The sequence below is a fragment of the Priestia sp. BR_2 genome, assembly GCF_041954005.1.
Taxonomy (GTDB): Bacteria; Bacillota; Bacilli; order Paenibacillales; family Paenibacillaceae; genus Paenibacillus_AQ; species Paenibacillus_AQ lautus_A.
On the sequence record NZ_JAVFHM010000193.1, the window covers coordinates 180,267 to 196,532 of the forward strand.

At 45.8% G+C, this 16,266-nt stretch carries 16 protein-coding genes and 1 pseudogene; 2 read left to right on the top strand and 15 right to left on the bottom strand.

Annotated elements, in window-relative coordinates; all coding sequences use genetic code 11:
* Entirely contained in the window at positions 1–831 is an 831-nt protein-coding gene (locus RB298_RS14140; protein WP_096773905.1) for an ABC transporter permease, read from the top strand.
* A gap of 237 nt (positions 832–1,068) precedes the next feature.
* Here the strand turns inward: RB298_RS14140 and RB298_RS14145 are convergent, their stop codons facing one another.
* From RB298_RS14145 to RB298_RS14175, 7 genes are all read right to left on the bottom strand, one after another.
* Positions 1,069–1,995, bottom strand: a complete 927-nt coding sequence (locus RB298_RS14145; RefSeq protein ID WP_486047397.1) for a DUF2268 domain-containing putative Zn-dependent protease — start codon at positions 1,993–1,995, stop codon at positions 1,069–1,071.
* Between the two features lie 260 nt (positions 1,996–2,255).
* A complete protein-coding gene (locus RB298_RS14150) occupies positions 2,256–3,239 on the bottom strand; it encodes an alpha/beta fold hydrolase (protein ID WP_486047398.1) in 984 nt (327 codons plus the stop codon).
* A gap of 317 nt (positions 3,240–3,556) precedes the next feature.
* A complete protein-coding gene (locus RB298_RS14155) occupies positions 3,557–3,955 on the bottom strand; it encodes a YkvA family protein (RefSeq protein WP_192572632.1) in 399 nt (132 codons plus the stop codon).
* A gap of 374 nt (positions 3,956–4,329) precedes the next feature.
* Entirely contained in the window at positions 4,330–4,788 is a 459-nt protein-coding gene (locus tag RB298_RS14160) for a DUF2269 family protein (protein WP_486047399.1), read from the bottom strand.
* Between the two features lie 14 nt (positions 4,789–4,802).
* Entirely contained in the window at positions 4,803–5,531 is a 729-nt protein-coding gene (locus RB298_RS14165; RefSeq protein WP_277745991.1) for an NAD(P)-dependent oxidoreductase, read from the bottom strand.
* A gap of 270 nt (positions 5,532–5,801) precedes the next feature.
* Positions 5,802–6,134, bottom strand: coding sequence for a winged helix-turn-helix transcriptional regulator (locus RB298_RS14170; RefSeq protein ID WP_486047400.1), 333 nt, complete (start codon positions 6,132–6,134; stop codon positions 5,802–5,804).
* Between the two features lie 361 nt (positions 6,135–6,495).
* Positions 6,496–8,265 carry a glycoside hydrolase family 2 protein gene (locus RB298_RS14175; protein WP_486047401.1) on the bottom strand — a complete coding sequence of 590 codons (1,770 nt, stop codon included), beginning with the start codon at positions 8,263–8,265 and terminating at the stop codon, positions 6,496–6,498.
* A 136-nt stretch (positions 8,266–8,401) separates the two neighbouring features.
* Here RB298_RS14175 and RB298_RS14180 point away from each other — a divergent pair, with 136 nt between their 5' ends.
* Positions 8,402–9,193 (top strand): helix-turn-helix domain-containing protein, encoded by a 792-nt coding sequence (locus RB298_RS14180; protein ID WP_486047402.1) that lies wholly within the window; start codon positions 8,402–8,404, stop codon positions 9,191–9,193.
* A gap of 215 nt (positions 9,194–9,408) precedes the next feature.
* Here RB298_RS14180 and RB298_RS14185 read toward each other — a convergent pair whose 3' ends face one another.
* From RB298_RS14185 to RB298_RS14220, 8 genes and pseudogenes are all read right to left on the bottom strand, one after another.
* Positions 9,409–10,419, bottom strand: coding sequence for a phytanoyl-CoA dioxygenase family protein (locus RB298_RS14185; RefSeq protein ID WP_486047403.1), 1,011 nt, complete (start codon positions 10,417–10,419; stop codon positions 9,409–9,411).
* A 103-nt stretch (positions 10,420–10,522) separates the two neighbouring features.
* Complete coding sequence (locus RB298_RS14190; protein WP_486047404.1) at positions 10,523–11,416, bottom strand: helix-turn-helix domain-containing protein; 894 nt, start codon at positions 11,414–11,416, stop codon at positions 10,523–10,525.
* A 377-nt stretch (positions 11,417–11,793) separates the two neighbouring features.
* On the bottom strand, positions 11,794–12,138 hold the full coding sequence (locus tag RB298_RS14195; protein WP_015735592.1) for a DUF1048 domain-containing protein: 345 nt from the start codon (positions 12,136–12,138) through the stop codon (positions 11,794–11,796).
* Between the two features lie 9 nt (positions 12,139–12,147).
* Positions 12,148–12,495 carry a DUF1048 domain-containing protein gene (locus tag RB298_RS14200; protein ID WP_096773913.1) on the bottom strand — a complete coding sequence of 116 codons (348 nt, stop codon included), beginning with the start codon at positions 12,493–12,495 and terminating at the stop codon, positions 12,148–12,150.
* 2 nt (positions 12,496–12,497) lie between these two features.
* Positions 12,498–12,710: pseudogene (locus tag RB298_RS14205) on the bottom strand (hypothetical protein).
* Between the two features lie 348 nt (positions 12,711–13,058).
* Complete coding sequence (locus RB298_RS14210; RefSeq protein WP_486047405.1) at positions 13,059–14,627, bottom strand: iron chelate uptake ABC transporter family permease subunit; 1,569 nt, start codon at positions 14,625–14,627, stop codon at positions 13,059–13,061.
* A 6-nt stretch (positions 14,628–14,633) separates the two neighbouring features.
* Entirely contained in the window at positions 14,634–15,185 is a 552-nt protein-coding gene (locus RB298_RS14215) for an OsmC family protein (RefSeq protein WP_096773914.1), read from the bottom strand.
* Between the two features lie 113 nt (positions 15,186–15,298).
* Positions 15,299–16,249: an ArsR/SmtB family transcription factor gene (locus tag RB298_RS14220; protein WP_486047406.1), complete on the bottom strand. Its 951-nt coding sequence runs from the start codon at positions 16,247–16,249 to the stop codon at positions 15,299–15,301.
* Between the last annotated feature and the right edge of the window lie 17 nt (positions 16,250–16,266).

A 16,266-nucleotide genomic window follows, 5' to 3' on the forward strand; every position in this document is an offset into this window, starting at 1 on the left:
ATGGAAAAGATAAAACCATCCATGCAAAGCCATGACATGCAGCTGCAAGAAACCGTCTTTCTCCAAGGGCACGAACAGCAGAGCATAATCCAGCGCAGAATCACGGAATGGCTGATCTTAGCCCGTATCCAATTTACGATCATCCGCGAGGCATGGGTTTGGATTTTCATCATGGCATGCATGTTTCCGTTAACTACGCTGTTGTTTCTCAAATTCTTTACGGTCGACCCAACGCCGGCGGTCATGACACGTATTATTACGGGGAATATGCTTTTCGGCTTAATCGTCATGGGACTCAATTCCATGGCTCAAGAGATATCTTGGCAGAAGCATCAAGGCCATTTCACGTACTATTCGTCCCTGCCGATCGCCAAGGTAAACTTCATCTTCGCCAATCTGCTGCGCGGCTTGATCATGTGCGTACCGTCTTTTATTATCTTGGCGATGATTGGTCAACTTGCTTACGGCATTCAATTTCACTACAGCTGGGGACTTGTCCCTGTATTGCTGCTCACCGTCTTTAGCGTGGTTGGCGCGGGTGTACTGATCGGCTTCTGGTCACCTAGCCATCAATTGACCAACATGCTGGTCCAGGCGCTGATGATGTTCATCTCGTTTTTGACGCCTGTCATGGTGGATATGGATCAATTGCCTATGATTTTGCAATGGTTCTCTTATATCTTCCCAACCACTTACGCCGCTGAGGCCATGCGGGAGGTATTGATATCGGGCTGGTCCGGCTCTGTCGCCTGGAACACGCTTGTTCTCTTGTTTTTCTCGCTGATCTCCATCGTATTGATCTTGAAAAAGGTTGATTGGCGTGTTGAGTAGTAAAGAAAAGTTCTCCTTGTTTACGTTCGTTAACTAGCAACCTCGACGAAAATAGATAATCACGAGCAGAACAAAGTCGTCTATTCAGGCGACGCTGGACACCTACTTGTACCTATCAAAGCAAAAAAGCCGCTAAAATAGCGGCTTTTAATGTGAGATGGCGTTGTCCCTCTGCCCGAAATTTTATAAACGTGGGCAATGCAGATTCCAAATGGTATCTGTTATTTGAACGAGATTTTAAGAGCTAATCACCGTTTCTTCATTCCAGAATTCTTTTACTTCGTCTAATATTTCAGCAGCAGGCGTTATGGTGGCCTCGAAAATCGTTCTACCTGTTTTCCTTAAATAATATTGAATTAGATAATATCCGCACGCGTATCCGGCACTATAAGGCATGTTGACCGGTTTAAAGTTTTGAAGTTTTGCGATCTCGTCACCGTAAAGATACGGAGCGATATTATCAAAACCCGTTAACTGCAATTGCTCTTTAAGCACAGGCTTTATGCGCCTGTTCAGTGTTACTGCGTCTGTTCTCGTTACCCAAGGGCCGAGCAATTCTTCTCCAAACATGAACGTAGCGTAGTTTTCGGCTAATCCTTCACTTACAATGAGCTCGCCCAAATGAACGGTGTGATCCCACTGAATAAATTGATATCGCACATTATGGTTGCATTCGTGCGCGAGCGCAGCCTTCATTCGAGGAATCGTGTACGCGTTTGGCAAGATGGTACCCCAGATATACCCGGGAATGCCTCCAAAACCGCTATAACCTTCGTTAATGGTTAAGGCACGGCTTTCCGGATTCCCTAGTTGAATAGTAAATAAATATTCAGAAACAGGGAGGTTTATTTCATGTTCCATAAATAGTTGGAGGCTTTTCCTTACTGCGTGCTCACACTCTAACCAAAAAGGATCTGACGAAATCAAATCTACCTCATGTGAAATCTGCGCGGTAATCTGATCAGGAGATCGATGCATTATGCTATTAAACGTAATAACGTCAAAACCGTTAGCCTCTTCCGCTCGAAAAGGGATCTGTTGAATTTGCCATTGTTTCATAAAGGGAGCCATCATTTCGTTTCTGAATAATTCTAGTTTTTCCTCGGGCGAAGCTTGGGCAACTTTTTGATAAATATGGTCTGAACGCAATGTTCTTATGTTCATTTCTATCACTCCTAGTTATGTATTCATAGAGAGACTTTTGCACGGCTACGATCGATTTCTAACCATAATACATAAACATCATATTTGAATAGAAGACAACGAGGATATGCCGATTATAGATATATTCATTTATTATCTCTTCCTGCCCGTTTCTTCATTTGAAAAAGGGAGCAGCTGCTGGCGGAATCTGCTCCCTTTCATTCAACTCGTTCCAGTTTATCTTTGGTAATGCAATCGAAACACACCATAATGGGATCTAATTATTTTATCCCGCCCGTAAAATCCCTTATTTTGTCCGAGATTTCTTTTGGATGAGAACGATATAAATAATGTCCCGCGTCCAATAAAACCATTTCTCCATGTACAGATTCCTCTAATTGCTTCTCATGCTCGGGGATCCATCGGTCCGTTACAGGGTGATTCGCTTGAACAAAGAAAAGAATAGGTAAATCGGGAGGAAAATTCAGCTGTTCTGCTGCTTTAAAGTTGGAATACATGCTCACTGCCTCATTTAATTGCGTGTTGTTATACATGTTTTTGCGTATCATAATGTTCAATTGTTCTTTGGTTTGTTGATCATACGGCAGTCCTTCATAAGGGTCAGCGCTTAGTTTCAATTGTAACCGGGCGAAGCCCAAGTTGCGGAACCATTTAACCGGTTCTGTGTCTGACGAATCAATCTTCTGTTCGCTCAGAGTCGGAACGCTGCTATCCAGCCCGATAAACGCACGCACTTCATCTGGATATTGGTTCACGTAATCCAGACTATAGAGCCCCGAAATGGAATGAGCCATGAGGATATAACGATTGATCTGGAGACTTTGTAACGCTTCGTGAAGTTCACTTGCGATATTTGCTGTACTGCGCTCCTTCTGGGTTCGATCGCTCAAACCGTAACCAAAAGGTTCAATCACGACGACTTTATAATAAGGGATTAACTCTGATATGAGCGGCTTAAAATCAAGTGCAGGTGCCGCTGTTCCATAACCGGGAAGAATCACAATGGTTTCTTCACCTTGACCTTGAATGAAAACATTCATCTGTTTTCCATCTACAGCTATACGCTGACCGTATGGCTCCATTCTTTTTTGTTCTGCATGACTGCTGATTTTATTTACGGTATACACGGTGGCGATGAAAAGCAGGATGGCTATAACTACTGCGACGATTATTTTAAGCAAAATATGTAGTACTCTCTTTGTTTTTGTACTATTCCTTACTTCCTTTCCTGCTGGTTGCGTCAAACTCTTCAGCTCCTTCTTGTCTATCTGTACAATGGCCATGGGGTCCGATAATGCAAGTCTAGCCAACCAAGATGTCCTCTCAATGAATGCAATATGAACGGAGCATGAACAAAGTTTATTGGTAATCGACACCTGCTTTTGTCCTCAGCTAGGGAATAGATCTTGTATGGACAAAACAAAAAAAGCCGCTAAAATAGCGACTTTAAATTGGTATCTCGAAAGCACAATAAATAGCAAGTGAGCACTTTGCTGTAATCCGTAAACAGCGAGTTGATCATAAGGTGAAAAGATGCAATTAAGAGCAGTTATAACCTACCTTAAGTGAATAATTTATAGCAGATGCTTCCGACCCATACGGCGATTAATACCCAAATCAAAATGAATAACGCGCCAGTCACCCAGTTTCTCGGTTTTCCCTGCTTCCTGATCTCCTCCGCTTTAGCTCTACATTCTTCAATAACCGATTGTGGAATCATTTTAAGCGCGATCGTAATTCCTAAAGGCACGATGATCAAATCATCAAGATAACCTAAAACGGGAATGAAATCCGGTATCAAATCGATCGGACTGAAAGCATAGGCAACCACTAACACCGCAAACAACTTTGCGTACCACGGTACTCTTGGATCTTTATAGGCCAGGAACAAAACAAAAACATTTCGTTTAATTTCTCTTGCCTTATTCTTTGCTTTTGTTAGAACCTTCGCTTCTCTCATAAAGACCTCCAAAATCATTTGCTATGTCCCCTGGCGCCGCACATTAACGGAACAAATGATGTTCCTTATTTCAGAAAACGGCAGCTGGATCGGCTGCCGTTTCTTGGCTATCATTCCCTTATCTTTCGTCAGACTATCAGTGAATTTTGGCTTCATTTTATACCGACATCACGAACGTGAGAACGATAATTAGATAGTTCTCCAGAAAGTATTATTAATTCAGCTAACTTATCAGAACTCAATTGGTCTTGACCATAACCCGCTTTTAAAATCCCAATTTCAATGACCGCCTTTTCTCTTAACCCAGCACTTTCCTAATTATATCACCAAAATCATGTGGCTATAAAAGTGAGTTAAGACGCTCCATCGGCTTTTTAAAAAGGCTTTACGACCATAAGCACCAATATGGCAATCATCATCAGCTGTGCTGCCGTCTCGATGGGGACGATCTTTTTGAGCAGCAGTCCGAACTCGGCGGGTATTTCATGACTCTGGTCTTGATTTTCAGATATGAGCTTGATGATCTTTTTCAAACGCGGCTCGATCCATCCGTCGATGAGGACGATCATGAGGAGCGATAAAAGGATAGACGCATTCAGCCACATTTGGGATATCCCCATTTTGGTTATGATCATAAGCCAAACCCCGGTTACAATAAGTAGAATGCCGCCCATTTTAGGTATGATGGCAAGTTTGATCGTTATACCAAAAGTAAAGTGCAGCTGGCCGACGGTTCTAGCGGATCTTCGAATGATGGGCATTACGAAAGCGGGACCAATGATGGCGATCGTAGCCAATATATGCAAAACGAGCAGTAATCCAAACAAACCCATGCTCCCCCTTCTCCTCAGCGCACCGAAATCTTGCTTTGATAGGCTAGCCCGACCCTTTTCCTTTTAAATGCTCCTCCGAGCTCAAGATGGTTGAGCATACACATTACAACATCGTCATAAGCAACATTGAGTTCTTGAAATCGGCTGAACAAATGACCGGCTATTTCTGCCTCGGAATATTCCTTGATCGTCTCCGACATCGGAACGGGCAAGGTTTCCGCTGTTACATGTAGATGAACCGGATCTGGATGCTCTCTTGAATCCATCATGGTTCCCGGACACATCATGGACCAATCGAGCCCAGTCCGTTGCAGCCTTTCGAAATTCAGGTTGTGATTTTTATACTCGGGTGGGAAGCCGGGTAAATGGTTGCCGATCAGATCGGTATATGGAATATCCAGCAGACCGGCTCCTCCCATGACCCATACCCGCCCAGAGAAACTAGGCTCCAATTCACATTGGCTTATGATATTATCGACGATACGAACAAACTCTTCCCCCTGTCCCGCATGACCGGCCGCAATAATAGCGGCGTCTTGATGCGCAAGCGCCTCGCTGACGCACACTGGGTTCAACATATCGTCCACGATCACCTTCACATGCTTTGCGGAAGGCTCACCTAGTTGATCATAAAGCTTCTCGGAATTCCGCACAAACGCGGTCATTTTATGCCCCATTTTTATTCCTTGTGCCAGCACTCTTTTCCCCGTATTCCCCGTCGCTCCAAAAACAATAATGTTCATTGTTCTTTCCTCCTCTTTAACGGCTCCAATATTTGGTTGACTCAAGCTTAGCATCGCTTCAAAAAGATGTTAAGAACCCACTTTAAAGTAGGGTACTTACTTAAAAGTAAGCTTCACAGAAAGAGAACCCATATTGTGCGCGGAGGTCGGGACGATAGGAAAAATCTTGTGGCAGATTGTGCGGCTGTAGACGAAAAAAAGCTGCCCGGAATTCCGTGGCAGCTTGTGTTATGGGTTGATTGAATTAGATTCGATTTCATTAAATCAGCTTTATGACGCTGACTCTTCATACTTCCGTTTGTTATGATTTTCTCCCCAAGCACACATGACTTCTGCTACAGGAATCAATGTTCTGCCGTATTCACTAAGGGAATATTCAACTTTTGGAGGGATAGCAGGGTAGACCGTTCGGTCGACTATGCCTTCGCGTTCCAAATCTCGGAGATGTTGGGAAAGCATTTTTTGTGAAACATCAGGTATAAGCTTTTCCAGATCGTTGAATCGCTTTGTGGATTCAATCAAATGCCATAAAATCAAAGGCTTCCATTTGCCGCCTAAAACATGCAGGAGTGTTTCGACTGGACATTCGCGCTGATGAATCATGGATCAATCATCCCCCTTACTTTTGAGTACGTGTATTATCCGATATTAATATAACAAAATTTTACATTAGGGATACCATCAAGTCAATCAGAAACCATTCTAATCGCCGATGGTATTACTGTTATGACTTGGACATTTATCGGTAATTTGATAATATTAATTGTTTTCCTTGTGGGAACCATACTGGAACGAGCTGTCAAAAAATAACGCCGAGGACACTGGTACCTCAACCTTCCGTGGCTATCCGCGACCGCTTCGGAATTTGTCATTCACCTAGGGTGGACTGCTTGCCATCATTATACAAACCTGCATTTTCTTTTGTTTTGTCTTTTCTTAGTACTCTTTTTTCTTCCCTGCTTCCCTACCCCAAATTAATCTCCCGGATCTTTTCCAGCGACACTTTCGGTTTTCGGTCTTCGGTAAGCAGGCCGTTAACCTCATGCTGAACGTCCGTAATCTGCGTATAACAGTAACCGGAGATAAACGGAATTGCTTTAATTGCTCCGGTTATGCTGGCGAATCGCTCCAGGAAAGCTTCCTCACTCTCAACCTGATTGCCGTAACCCCAGCCATGCTCGCTCCTGAATGCAATCCCGCCAAACTCGCTGATGATAATCGGTTGCCCTTTATAACTGTAGCCTTGGGCGAACGCAAATTTCCACTCGTTGTACGCACCGTTGCTACCCGTAATCGCGTCTTTATCCTTGTATGTTTCGTACAAATCTTCGCCACGCTCCACATAATCATGAAGAGTCAAAATATCAGAAATGGTGTGCTCCCATCCATCATTAGTGATGACTGGGCGATAAGGATCAATAGATTTGGTCAAATAATAAATACCTTCCGTAAATTTTTGCTGCCGATCGTCATGGATAATATTCTGAATGCCCCAGGATTCATTAAATGGTACCCAGGTAATAATGCAGGGATGATTGTATTGCTGCTGCACAACTTCAATCCATTCCTTTGTAAAACGTTCCACGGACTCATCGTTATATTCAAAAGCAGCCGCCATTTCGGACCAGACCAGCATACCTTTGACGTCACACCAGTATAGGAAACGAGCGTCTTCAATTTTCATATGCTTGCGCAAACCGTTGTAGCCCATTTCGGCGATCGCCTCGATATCTTCGATCAGCGCTTCTTCGGACGGAGGCGTCAGATGACTTTCGTTCCAGTATCCCTGATCCAGAATCAATCTTTGGTAAAGGGGAATATTGTTCAGAAGAATTTGTCCGTCTCGGATCGAGATTTTGCGCATGCCGAAATATGAACCCACCCGGTCGATCTCCCGTTCTCCTTCATACAGCACAAACTCCACATCAAACAGATTGGGATTGCCCGGAGACCACATGTTCTGCAGCCATGGCCCGTTGATGCCGCTCATCATGCTTGTTTCCACCGTCAGCCAGGCTCTGTCCACCGAAAGGCTCAGCTTTCTTACCGTTTCGCCTTTAAATGTGATTTCTGTCTCCAGCCGGAGATCTTTTTTGTTTTTCGTCCCGTTAAAGCGGAAGTCGAACCGAATCATTTGGCGGTCGATGTCCGGTGTCATTTTCACCTTATCCAAGCGGGTGTCATGGACATGTTCGAGCCAGACGCTTTTCCAAATGCCTGTCGTCTGCACATAAAACGAATCATGATTTCGTCCGGCCCAGCGCTGTTTGCCCCGAGGCTGCAGACAGCTATCGCTGTCTTCCACTTTCAGCACAATTTCATTTTCGGCGTCTTGCTTGAGGAGGTCGGTAATATCCAATGAAAACCGAGCATACGCCCCTTCATGCTCCCCCGCAAAACCACCGTTCACCCAACAGGTAGCTTTATAATCCACGCCTTCGAAATGCAGGATCGTTTGTTTCCCTTCCGCTTCTGGGGAAAGTGTCAGTTTTCTGCGATACCAAATCTGCGCATGGAATGTCTCCTCGCCGATCTCGCTCGCCTGGGTTTCATAGGTAAAGGGAACGTTTATTTTTTGTGCAGCGGGAAAATGGTCCATAAAGCGTTCCGCAACACCGGCTTTCTCATCATCGAAACAGAAATCCCACGCTCCGTTCAGATCCAGCCACTGGCTCCGTACAAATTGGGGTCTCGGATAGTTTTTTATATAAAATTTCGTAGCTGCTGTGGGCATTTTAGCACCTATCCTCTCTCAAATAACTGATGTATAATCTGTATTTCTTATCACAGATTACTATCTTGATCTGAGAAAGAAAATGATTTATCCTATCCATTGACTGATCTATTATCCTTTCTAGGAGTGGAAATCATTGATACATCTAAACCGATGTGGATATAACGTGATTCATCCGGAAGGCTTCACTGTTGACCGCCCGGACGGCTCCGGGGATTACGTCTTTTTATTCTTCCGGAGCAAAATGGAGCTTAAGATTCATTCGCAGGCTGTATTTGTTGAACCTAATACCTTTATTATTTTTAACAAAGACAGCCCGTATTTCTACCAGCATGCTGAACAACCTCTGGTCCATGACTGGTTTCACTTTGATATGGAGGACGCAGAGGCTTTTTTTGATCGCCTGAATCTCCCTTTAGATACCTTATTCAAAGCATACGACCCCTTCTATATTTCCAGAAAAGTGAATGATATTCATTGGGAGAATCTGCAGAACGGAACCTTCCGAAATGAGATCATCGATAATACCATTCGCTGCCTGTTCATGAAGCTTAGCGATATTCGAAATCATTTGGAGCCACACCATCAGATTAGTAAATACTACGATCAGTTCCTGAAGCTGAGAAATGAAGTTTTCAATTCTCCTTCTACTTGGTATACGGTCGAGTTCTTGGCGGACAAGATGAATATGAGTCGGTCGTATTTCCAGCATATGTACAAACAAATCTTTGGCATATCGGTAATTAACGATATCATCCTTAACAGACTAGGATATGCCTCTTATTTACTGAAGAACACTTCGTATGCGATCAGCCATATTTCTGGAATATGCGGTTATGAGAACGATGTACATTTTATGCGGCAATTCAAAAAATACGTAGGACTAACTCCGAGTGAATACAGAGGAAGGGCTGATGGTAGGCAATAATTCTATTTTCTCTCCTCATTACTTCAGAAAAGGAATCAACCTGCGCGTATTGTACAGTGTTTTCGAGGCAAATAATCAACGCGATTTGTGACTCGATGCAGACAGAAACGGACTAGCTTATGGTCGAACGCTAGTCCGTTTCTGTTTGCAAAATAATGAGTCCCTCAGTTCAAGCATTGAACTGAGGGACTTTTCCTCTTATGCTATTTTTACCTCTAATCCTGTTCTTTTTTCACTTGTACGACAGGCAGCATCATGCCGTCATCCATGCCCATCAACGTCACGCTGGATGATTCGGGTATCTCATCGTGCTGCGTAATATCTACCGGGGTATCAAATATCGGTTCCGCATAAGCAAGATGCGTCCGGCCGCGGGCCAATATCTGGCGGTAATTCCCGCTTTCGCCTTCATAACCGTCATGGTCCCACGGAACGAACGACCGAGCGTTACAATAATGGCACACATAGGAGCGGCGATAACGGTCCTTCGTTCGGTTCCGATATGAACGGTGGAACAAATGGGAATCAAAGAACAGCACATCTCCAGGCTTCATTCGCACTGGAATGGGGGCCGGATAATTGGACACCACTTTGGATAACGTGTTGACCTCATCGTCGAGGTGACTGACATTCTCCACGGAATGGAGATCGGTGAATGCTTCTTTAGCATGAACACTGCCGCCGTTATCTCCTGGCGGTGGGTAAATCGGTTCGTGATTGGAACCGGGAACGACCCACAAACACCCATTCTCTTCATCGGCATCCTCCAGGGCAATCCAGGCTCCGATTAGTGTGTCGGGATGGGTCTTGATGTAATATGCATCCTGATGCCAACCTTGCCCCCCTTTTCCCGGCGGGTTAAAGAACATCATCGATTGCAGAGCATAGACATCAGGCCCGATAAGCGCCTCAAGCACATCCAAAATCCGGGGATGAAGCATCAGCTGCTCCCCTTCAGGATGGACGCGGGAGATCATATGAACCCTCGTTTTCTCGGCAAACTCCGATTTGAGAGGGTCCTTATCTTCCGTAGATGCCTCTTCACGTTTCCCCTCATGTTCAATCCGCAGTCTCTCTGCCCACGCTGCATAATGCTCTATTTCTTTCGGATCCAACAGTCCTTCAACAATAAGGAAACCATCTCTGTGATAGTGCTTGTATTGCTCTACCGTTACATAATAACGGCCTTCTCTTAGTTTGACCTTAGGTACATAAGTCTGCCCCATGCTGATCCCTCCACAAGAATTGATTACCTTAAGTGTGAAGGATTCCGAAAGCGTTCTCAATGGAGAGGACACGGAAAACGGTGGACTGATTTGATATCCGTTATCATGTCCGTTCCTGATTCAGAGCGACAAAATGCCGGTTCAAGGGATAAGCGGACTCCTCTTCTTCGGTCATGGCCAACTGACGAAATAACGGATCCGCAAAACGATCGCGGAATTCCACGGCAGTGACACCGCGTGTCCGTTTGAACATGCGTGAGAAATAGTGCTCATCGGCAAACCCGACATCGTAAGCGATTTGTTTGATCGTTCGCTCCGCTTGGATTAATAGCTGTTCCGCTCTACGTAGACGGCGTTCCAGCAAAGCCTTCTGGGGAGGGATCCCAATCCAGCGGACAAACATTCGGGTAAAGTGCTCATGAGTCCAGCCGGAACTGCCCGCAATCTCTTCAATGGTAATTTGGTGATGAAGATGTTGTTCCATATAATCCAATGCCTTGATAATCGGGGCAGGCAGGTTCATGGAAGAGAGTGAATCGTCTTCATCGATCGCCTGCCATTCCTCCAGTACGCTCAGTAGCAAAATGGCTCCTCTTCTCTGCCAGCCGCAGGGTTTTACATGCACAATTTTGAGCATTTGTTTCAACAGGGAGGGAACAAGACTTCCCCCGGCAATCACCGACCAGTCCTGGCATTCCCCTCGGCTATCGTCTTGTCTGCAGAAGGTTTCCCGGAATGCTGCATATTCGAAGTGGACATATAAGTGCCTGGTGGGAACGAGCGGATCAAACCGGTACCTATGCGGCTCTCCGGGACAGGTGAATACAATGCCGGGCCGATCCAGCAGAAATTCGCCCCGGTCGTTTTCGTAAACGGTACGGGAGCCCGTCGGAAAGAATACCAATTCGAAATCATCAATCGTTCGCACCCCCAGAACGGATCCCTTGTTAACAGTGATATCCCCCATGACATGAAGTGCGGGCAGCGTTAGCGACAACGTATAACCTCCCATTCCTTCCTTTTGTTCTACATAATATGACGCAGGGCACAAGTTATAAGTTCCATTTAAAACGGTTTATATGCTACACCACTTAACTCGTATGAGTAAGGAAATAACTGCCGAAAATCATATGGACGATCTTTTTGCCAGTATGACGACGGGAATCAAGAAGGGATAAAAAGCGAAAGGAACTAGCATTGGCCAGCTCCCTTATATACGTCTAACAAATAAAGCCGACTATCGTTCGAATTTCAAAGTCATCATATTCCTGTCCTCTGATTTACTCTTCGCCAAAACTGTTTATAGTTCCGCATCCCGGGATGGCTATTTGTGCATGAAACTTCAATTACTGTTTCCATCCCGATATCCCACTTTTACTTTGTTTTATCCGTAATCTTTTTTATGGCCTTGCTTTGGTCAAATGATTCTTGATAGATATCAGCGTAAGTTTTTGAATCTTTGATAAGATCGTCGCAGAAAGCCGCTACGTCACTGCCCGTTACTTCGAGTACGCCTTTTCCCACGGCCGCGCCCTCTTCAAAAAGATCGATAATCCCCGAGAGCAAACCCGTCCCGTCGGTTAGTTCAACAGGGCCGACCTTAAAGAGATATTTTTGAATCTCTTTATAAACAATCTGATAATCTTTCGGGAGTGCTTTGACACGCGCCACATGCGCTCGCCACTCTTTTTTGCCTTCGATGATATCTTGTATTCTCATGTTATCCTCCTATTTACCTAATTTTTTAGCGATATTATTGTTGAGCTGCTCGCGCCACTTGTCACGAAAAGACTTTGCTCCTTCTTCGCCGGCCAGCGCTGAACAGAAACCTTTGATATCGTTACCCAAAACCTCTTGGACATTCTGACCTTCCGCCGCCGATTCTTCGAGCAAGCCAAGCACGCCGTCAAGAATTGGCATGAGGTTGCGACCGGTGAAATCGGAGTGAGGCCAAAGATTGGCATTAATTTCATTCCATGCAGCTCGATAATCAGCCGGCAGCTTCTTGGCTCGTGATTCAAAAGTTTTAAATTCTTTAGTCATGTCGCTGCCGGTGATTTTTTCCCAAAAATTCATGATTAATTCTCCTTTAACTCGTCTATTGTTGATGATACGAACTCCCATGTTTCCCAGAACCTTTTCAGCTCCGCGCTCCACGTACACCCTTCCCTCCACAACACGGAAGTTCAGTCGCTGCGTGATTTCGTAGCCGTAGGTTTCAATGCGGCATATAATTCCAAGGACACACCTTCAAGCATCCCTTTGAGCAATTCCGTTAGGTTTTCCAGCACAATTACCGCTGGCTATTCTGTAGCACTGGTATGAAGTGTTACTTACTACTCCTATAAAGTAACACGTAGTAGTTGGTTTGTCAATTGCATTTCCTCTGACACGGATATTATATGTTCAACAATCCTGGCCGTTGGTAGAACAAAGGCAGCCGATTTTATGAACGGCTGCCTTTTTGTCTTCTATTGAACTAGTTCTGCTAAAGGCATGGCGATAGTTCCTATATACTAACGTTCCTCCGGCTAATTTTCATATGAGATAAGAAAGTCCCTCCACTTTCTCTGTTCTGGGAACACGGCTATGAATCCATTTCGCTTGCTCAGTTGCACGCTGCCATTACTCGACTGATCTCAGGACCAGCCGGATCGGTTTATAAGGTAAGTTACAAGTTCATCGTCGAAGACGATGCCGAAACCCGGCGAGGCCGGAACATGAATCTCTCCGTTTTCGATACGATAGCCTGATACATCCATTCCTTCAATCGTGATGTCGTCATATTCCACAAATTCGAAGTTTCGCACCGCGGCAGACAAATGTCCCGACGCGTAAATGCCATAAGCATTGCCGTAACAATGAGGTGCAGACCGCAAACCATGGGCATCCAACTTCTCGCCTAATTCCATCCAATGCGTGAAACCAGGCCAAATGATATCGTACTGCAGTACATCAACACGGCCGCGAGTCGCCCACTCAATAAGATGAGGGGAGGCAAGCCCTTCCCCATCCGCGATAAGCACATTCTGCCCACGTTGCCCGAGCCATTCCTTCAGGTCCTCGTACAAGGCTTCATCCTCATGAAACGCTTCTTCCAGCCAATACAGATTCACATCCGATAAAGCCGCCAAGACCTCTTTGGTTAAGTTCAAATTATAGGCATTATTCGCATCGATCATGATCTTGCCTGCGGGACCTGCCACTTCCGAGATCCCGCGCACGATTGCAATATCTCGTTTCGTCCCTTCCCAGAGCGGCATATGGCGTCCGCCTCGGCCAACCTTAATTTTAAAATGACGTTGGCCTTTCGCATAACCTTGCATCGCTTCTTCCTGCATCAGCGCGACCGCTGCCCTCTCATCGACCAAATGCAAATCGTCGAAGTATAGAGAGGTATCATAGCAGGGGACAACCAATGGGGCTCCCTTTTCCAGGTGGGCACCGGACACTAAGTCATACACTGGTTTGCCTTGTCTCTGTCCTAACCAATCGAGCACAGGGTATTCCAATTGCAATCGATACGCTTCCCGCAGTCTGCCCTGGTGATCGAATAAATCAAGCAAACGGCGGCCTATTATGTCTTCGGCCCATTCCGGTGTCATATGAATCGAGCTGCCGTAACCTGTTTGTCCATCGATCGTAATTCTGGCGATATCCACTGTGCAGCCTTTGCCATGAACGCCGATTCTGCCATTGGCCCCCGCACTTCTGGCTCGTTCACCCGTTAACTTGGCGAATTCGATCTTTTCCACTTTCCAGTCAGATTGTATACCGGTAATGTTCATACGATCCTCCTTAACCGACTCGAACGGTTTCTTGTCCGGATTTGATTCGTAAGTAGAATACCATATCATAGAATTATACTGTGAGTTGAACTTTGATATTCGCACGAATAAGCCGCCACGAATCGTATCGTGACGGCTTATCCTTTTAGCTATTTGCGGTCCAATCAGGCCGATAAACCCCACGGCTCCGACCAGAGCGACCGATGATCCGGCAAGTCCCACGGCAATGAGAAGCAGCCATAGGCGTTGTCGCTGCACAGCCGCGCCGATGCCGGTTGCGATCCCTTCCCCAAGCGTGTGAATGTTCAAATGGCGGGCATTCAACCAGATGATCCCGCCGCAGAGCAACGTCCAAGGCATCAGTGTTAGCACCTGGTTCCAGGTAGTTTCATATACGCTGCCGGTTAGGCGGAATTTCATTCATTTCTAGAGGGAAGAACCCTCTGGCTGTCCGGCAGGCGATCGATGCACCACTCCACCGGAGATCGATTGCGGATATTTCAACAGGTTGTAAATCGGACATACGCGTTCAACCGCTTTATGAAGATCGGCGATGGTTTCAGCGGATTCTTCGGATACGATGTAAATGTTATATTCGATATTATGCGGATAGATAGGAATATCCTCGTATCCCGGTTTGCCGGCAAGCGGGTGCAATTGACCCGTGACTTCGACTTCAAGGGATTCCAGCGATACGCCTCGTTCCGCTGCCTGAATCAACGTAATATGAGTCAGGCAGCTGCCTAGTACGCCAAGCTGAATTTCGGGTGATGAAGGACCGAGGCTATATCCGGCATAATTCTCGGGACTGTCGCTGATGATTTGGAAGTCGCGTATGCGTATTTCACGAACGCCGCTGCGGCCTTTCGCTTGTACCTTGGCCGAATAAGTATTCGGCTTGGGGTCTTGCTCCGCTTGAGAACGCAGGGCCTCCGCCGCCGCTTTCTTTTGCGCTAAATATTCATTTAATGTAGTCATCGTATCTCGCTCCTTTAAAATATTGATGATTTTAACGAAAAAAGACACAGCTAAGCAGTTTATCTCTGCTTAAAGCTGTGTCTCCGACGATTCGGTCAACACTCGTTGCTCGGTTATACCATTTCATTAACGGGAATGGATAATCGGCTAGGGTTCATTCCCAAATAATCGAAAAGCCCCTGTTCGATTTGTTGAATTCGCTCCACTCTTAAACTATAGGTCGATACCGTCTCCCCGACGACATGAACATTGAGCAGCCCCGCGCAGCGCAAATTGAAAATATGGTCATGCGTTATGCCTTTGGATATGCCGAGGTGTCGAACCACTTCGATAAAAGTGCGCGGTTCGCTGCGCAAAAAGTGCAGGATTCGCAAACGACTCTTTTCACTCAGGCTGCGGAGAAGCCGGTATAAATGAAGCGACGGCTCATCTTCTTCCTCGGAATGCGGCTCGATCCTGGAGGCATAATGGCAGAGGGTCAGGCTTCCGTACGAGTAAAAGATATTGCCGGGCTGAAAATGGTAATGCGGAATCAGAACCAGCTTCTCCAGCCCGTTCACCGGCTCGAAACAAAACCCGTTCGTCAAGGCTGCCGCCTTCTCGTAAGCTTCAAGTCCACCCCATCCCGTCTTCTCTTCCGCTTCGGCACGCAAAGCCGTGACGATCCCCGGGTCGATATGTTTAAAATAGACTTCATTCCATTCAGACAGCATCCGATGCTGCCGGTCTCGTACCGCGCCGAAATCTTCGGGAAACGTCTGGACATACGGCGACAGCACGGCATAAAGTTCGCCCAACGTGAGTTTATGCAGCCAGGATAGAAAATCTTCGACGCTATTCTTGTTCGGGGACACATAGGCCAGAAGATGAAGCAGCTTCCATTCCAAATCGATTCCGGTCTGTTCCAATTGATCGGCGAATTCTGAAGACAAGGATGCATGTACATTCTGAGTCCAGTCAGGACCAAGATCAATCCGTTTGTGCCAGCTTTTGCAAAGATACGTATGGAGGCTGTTGATCAGTTCGTTGACGGGACTGAACGATAATTCCAATTGATAGGACAACAAGTTGCACTCCTTCT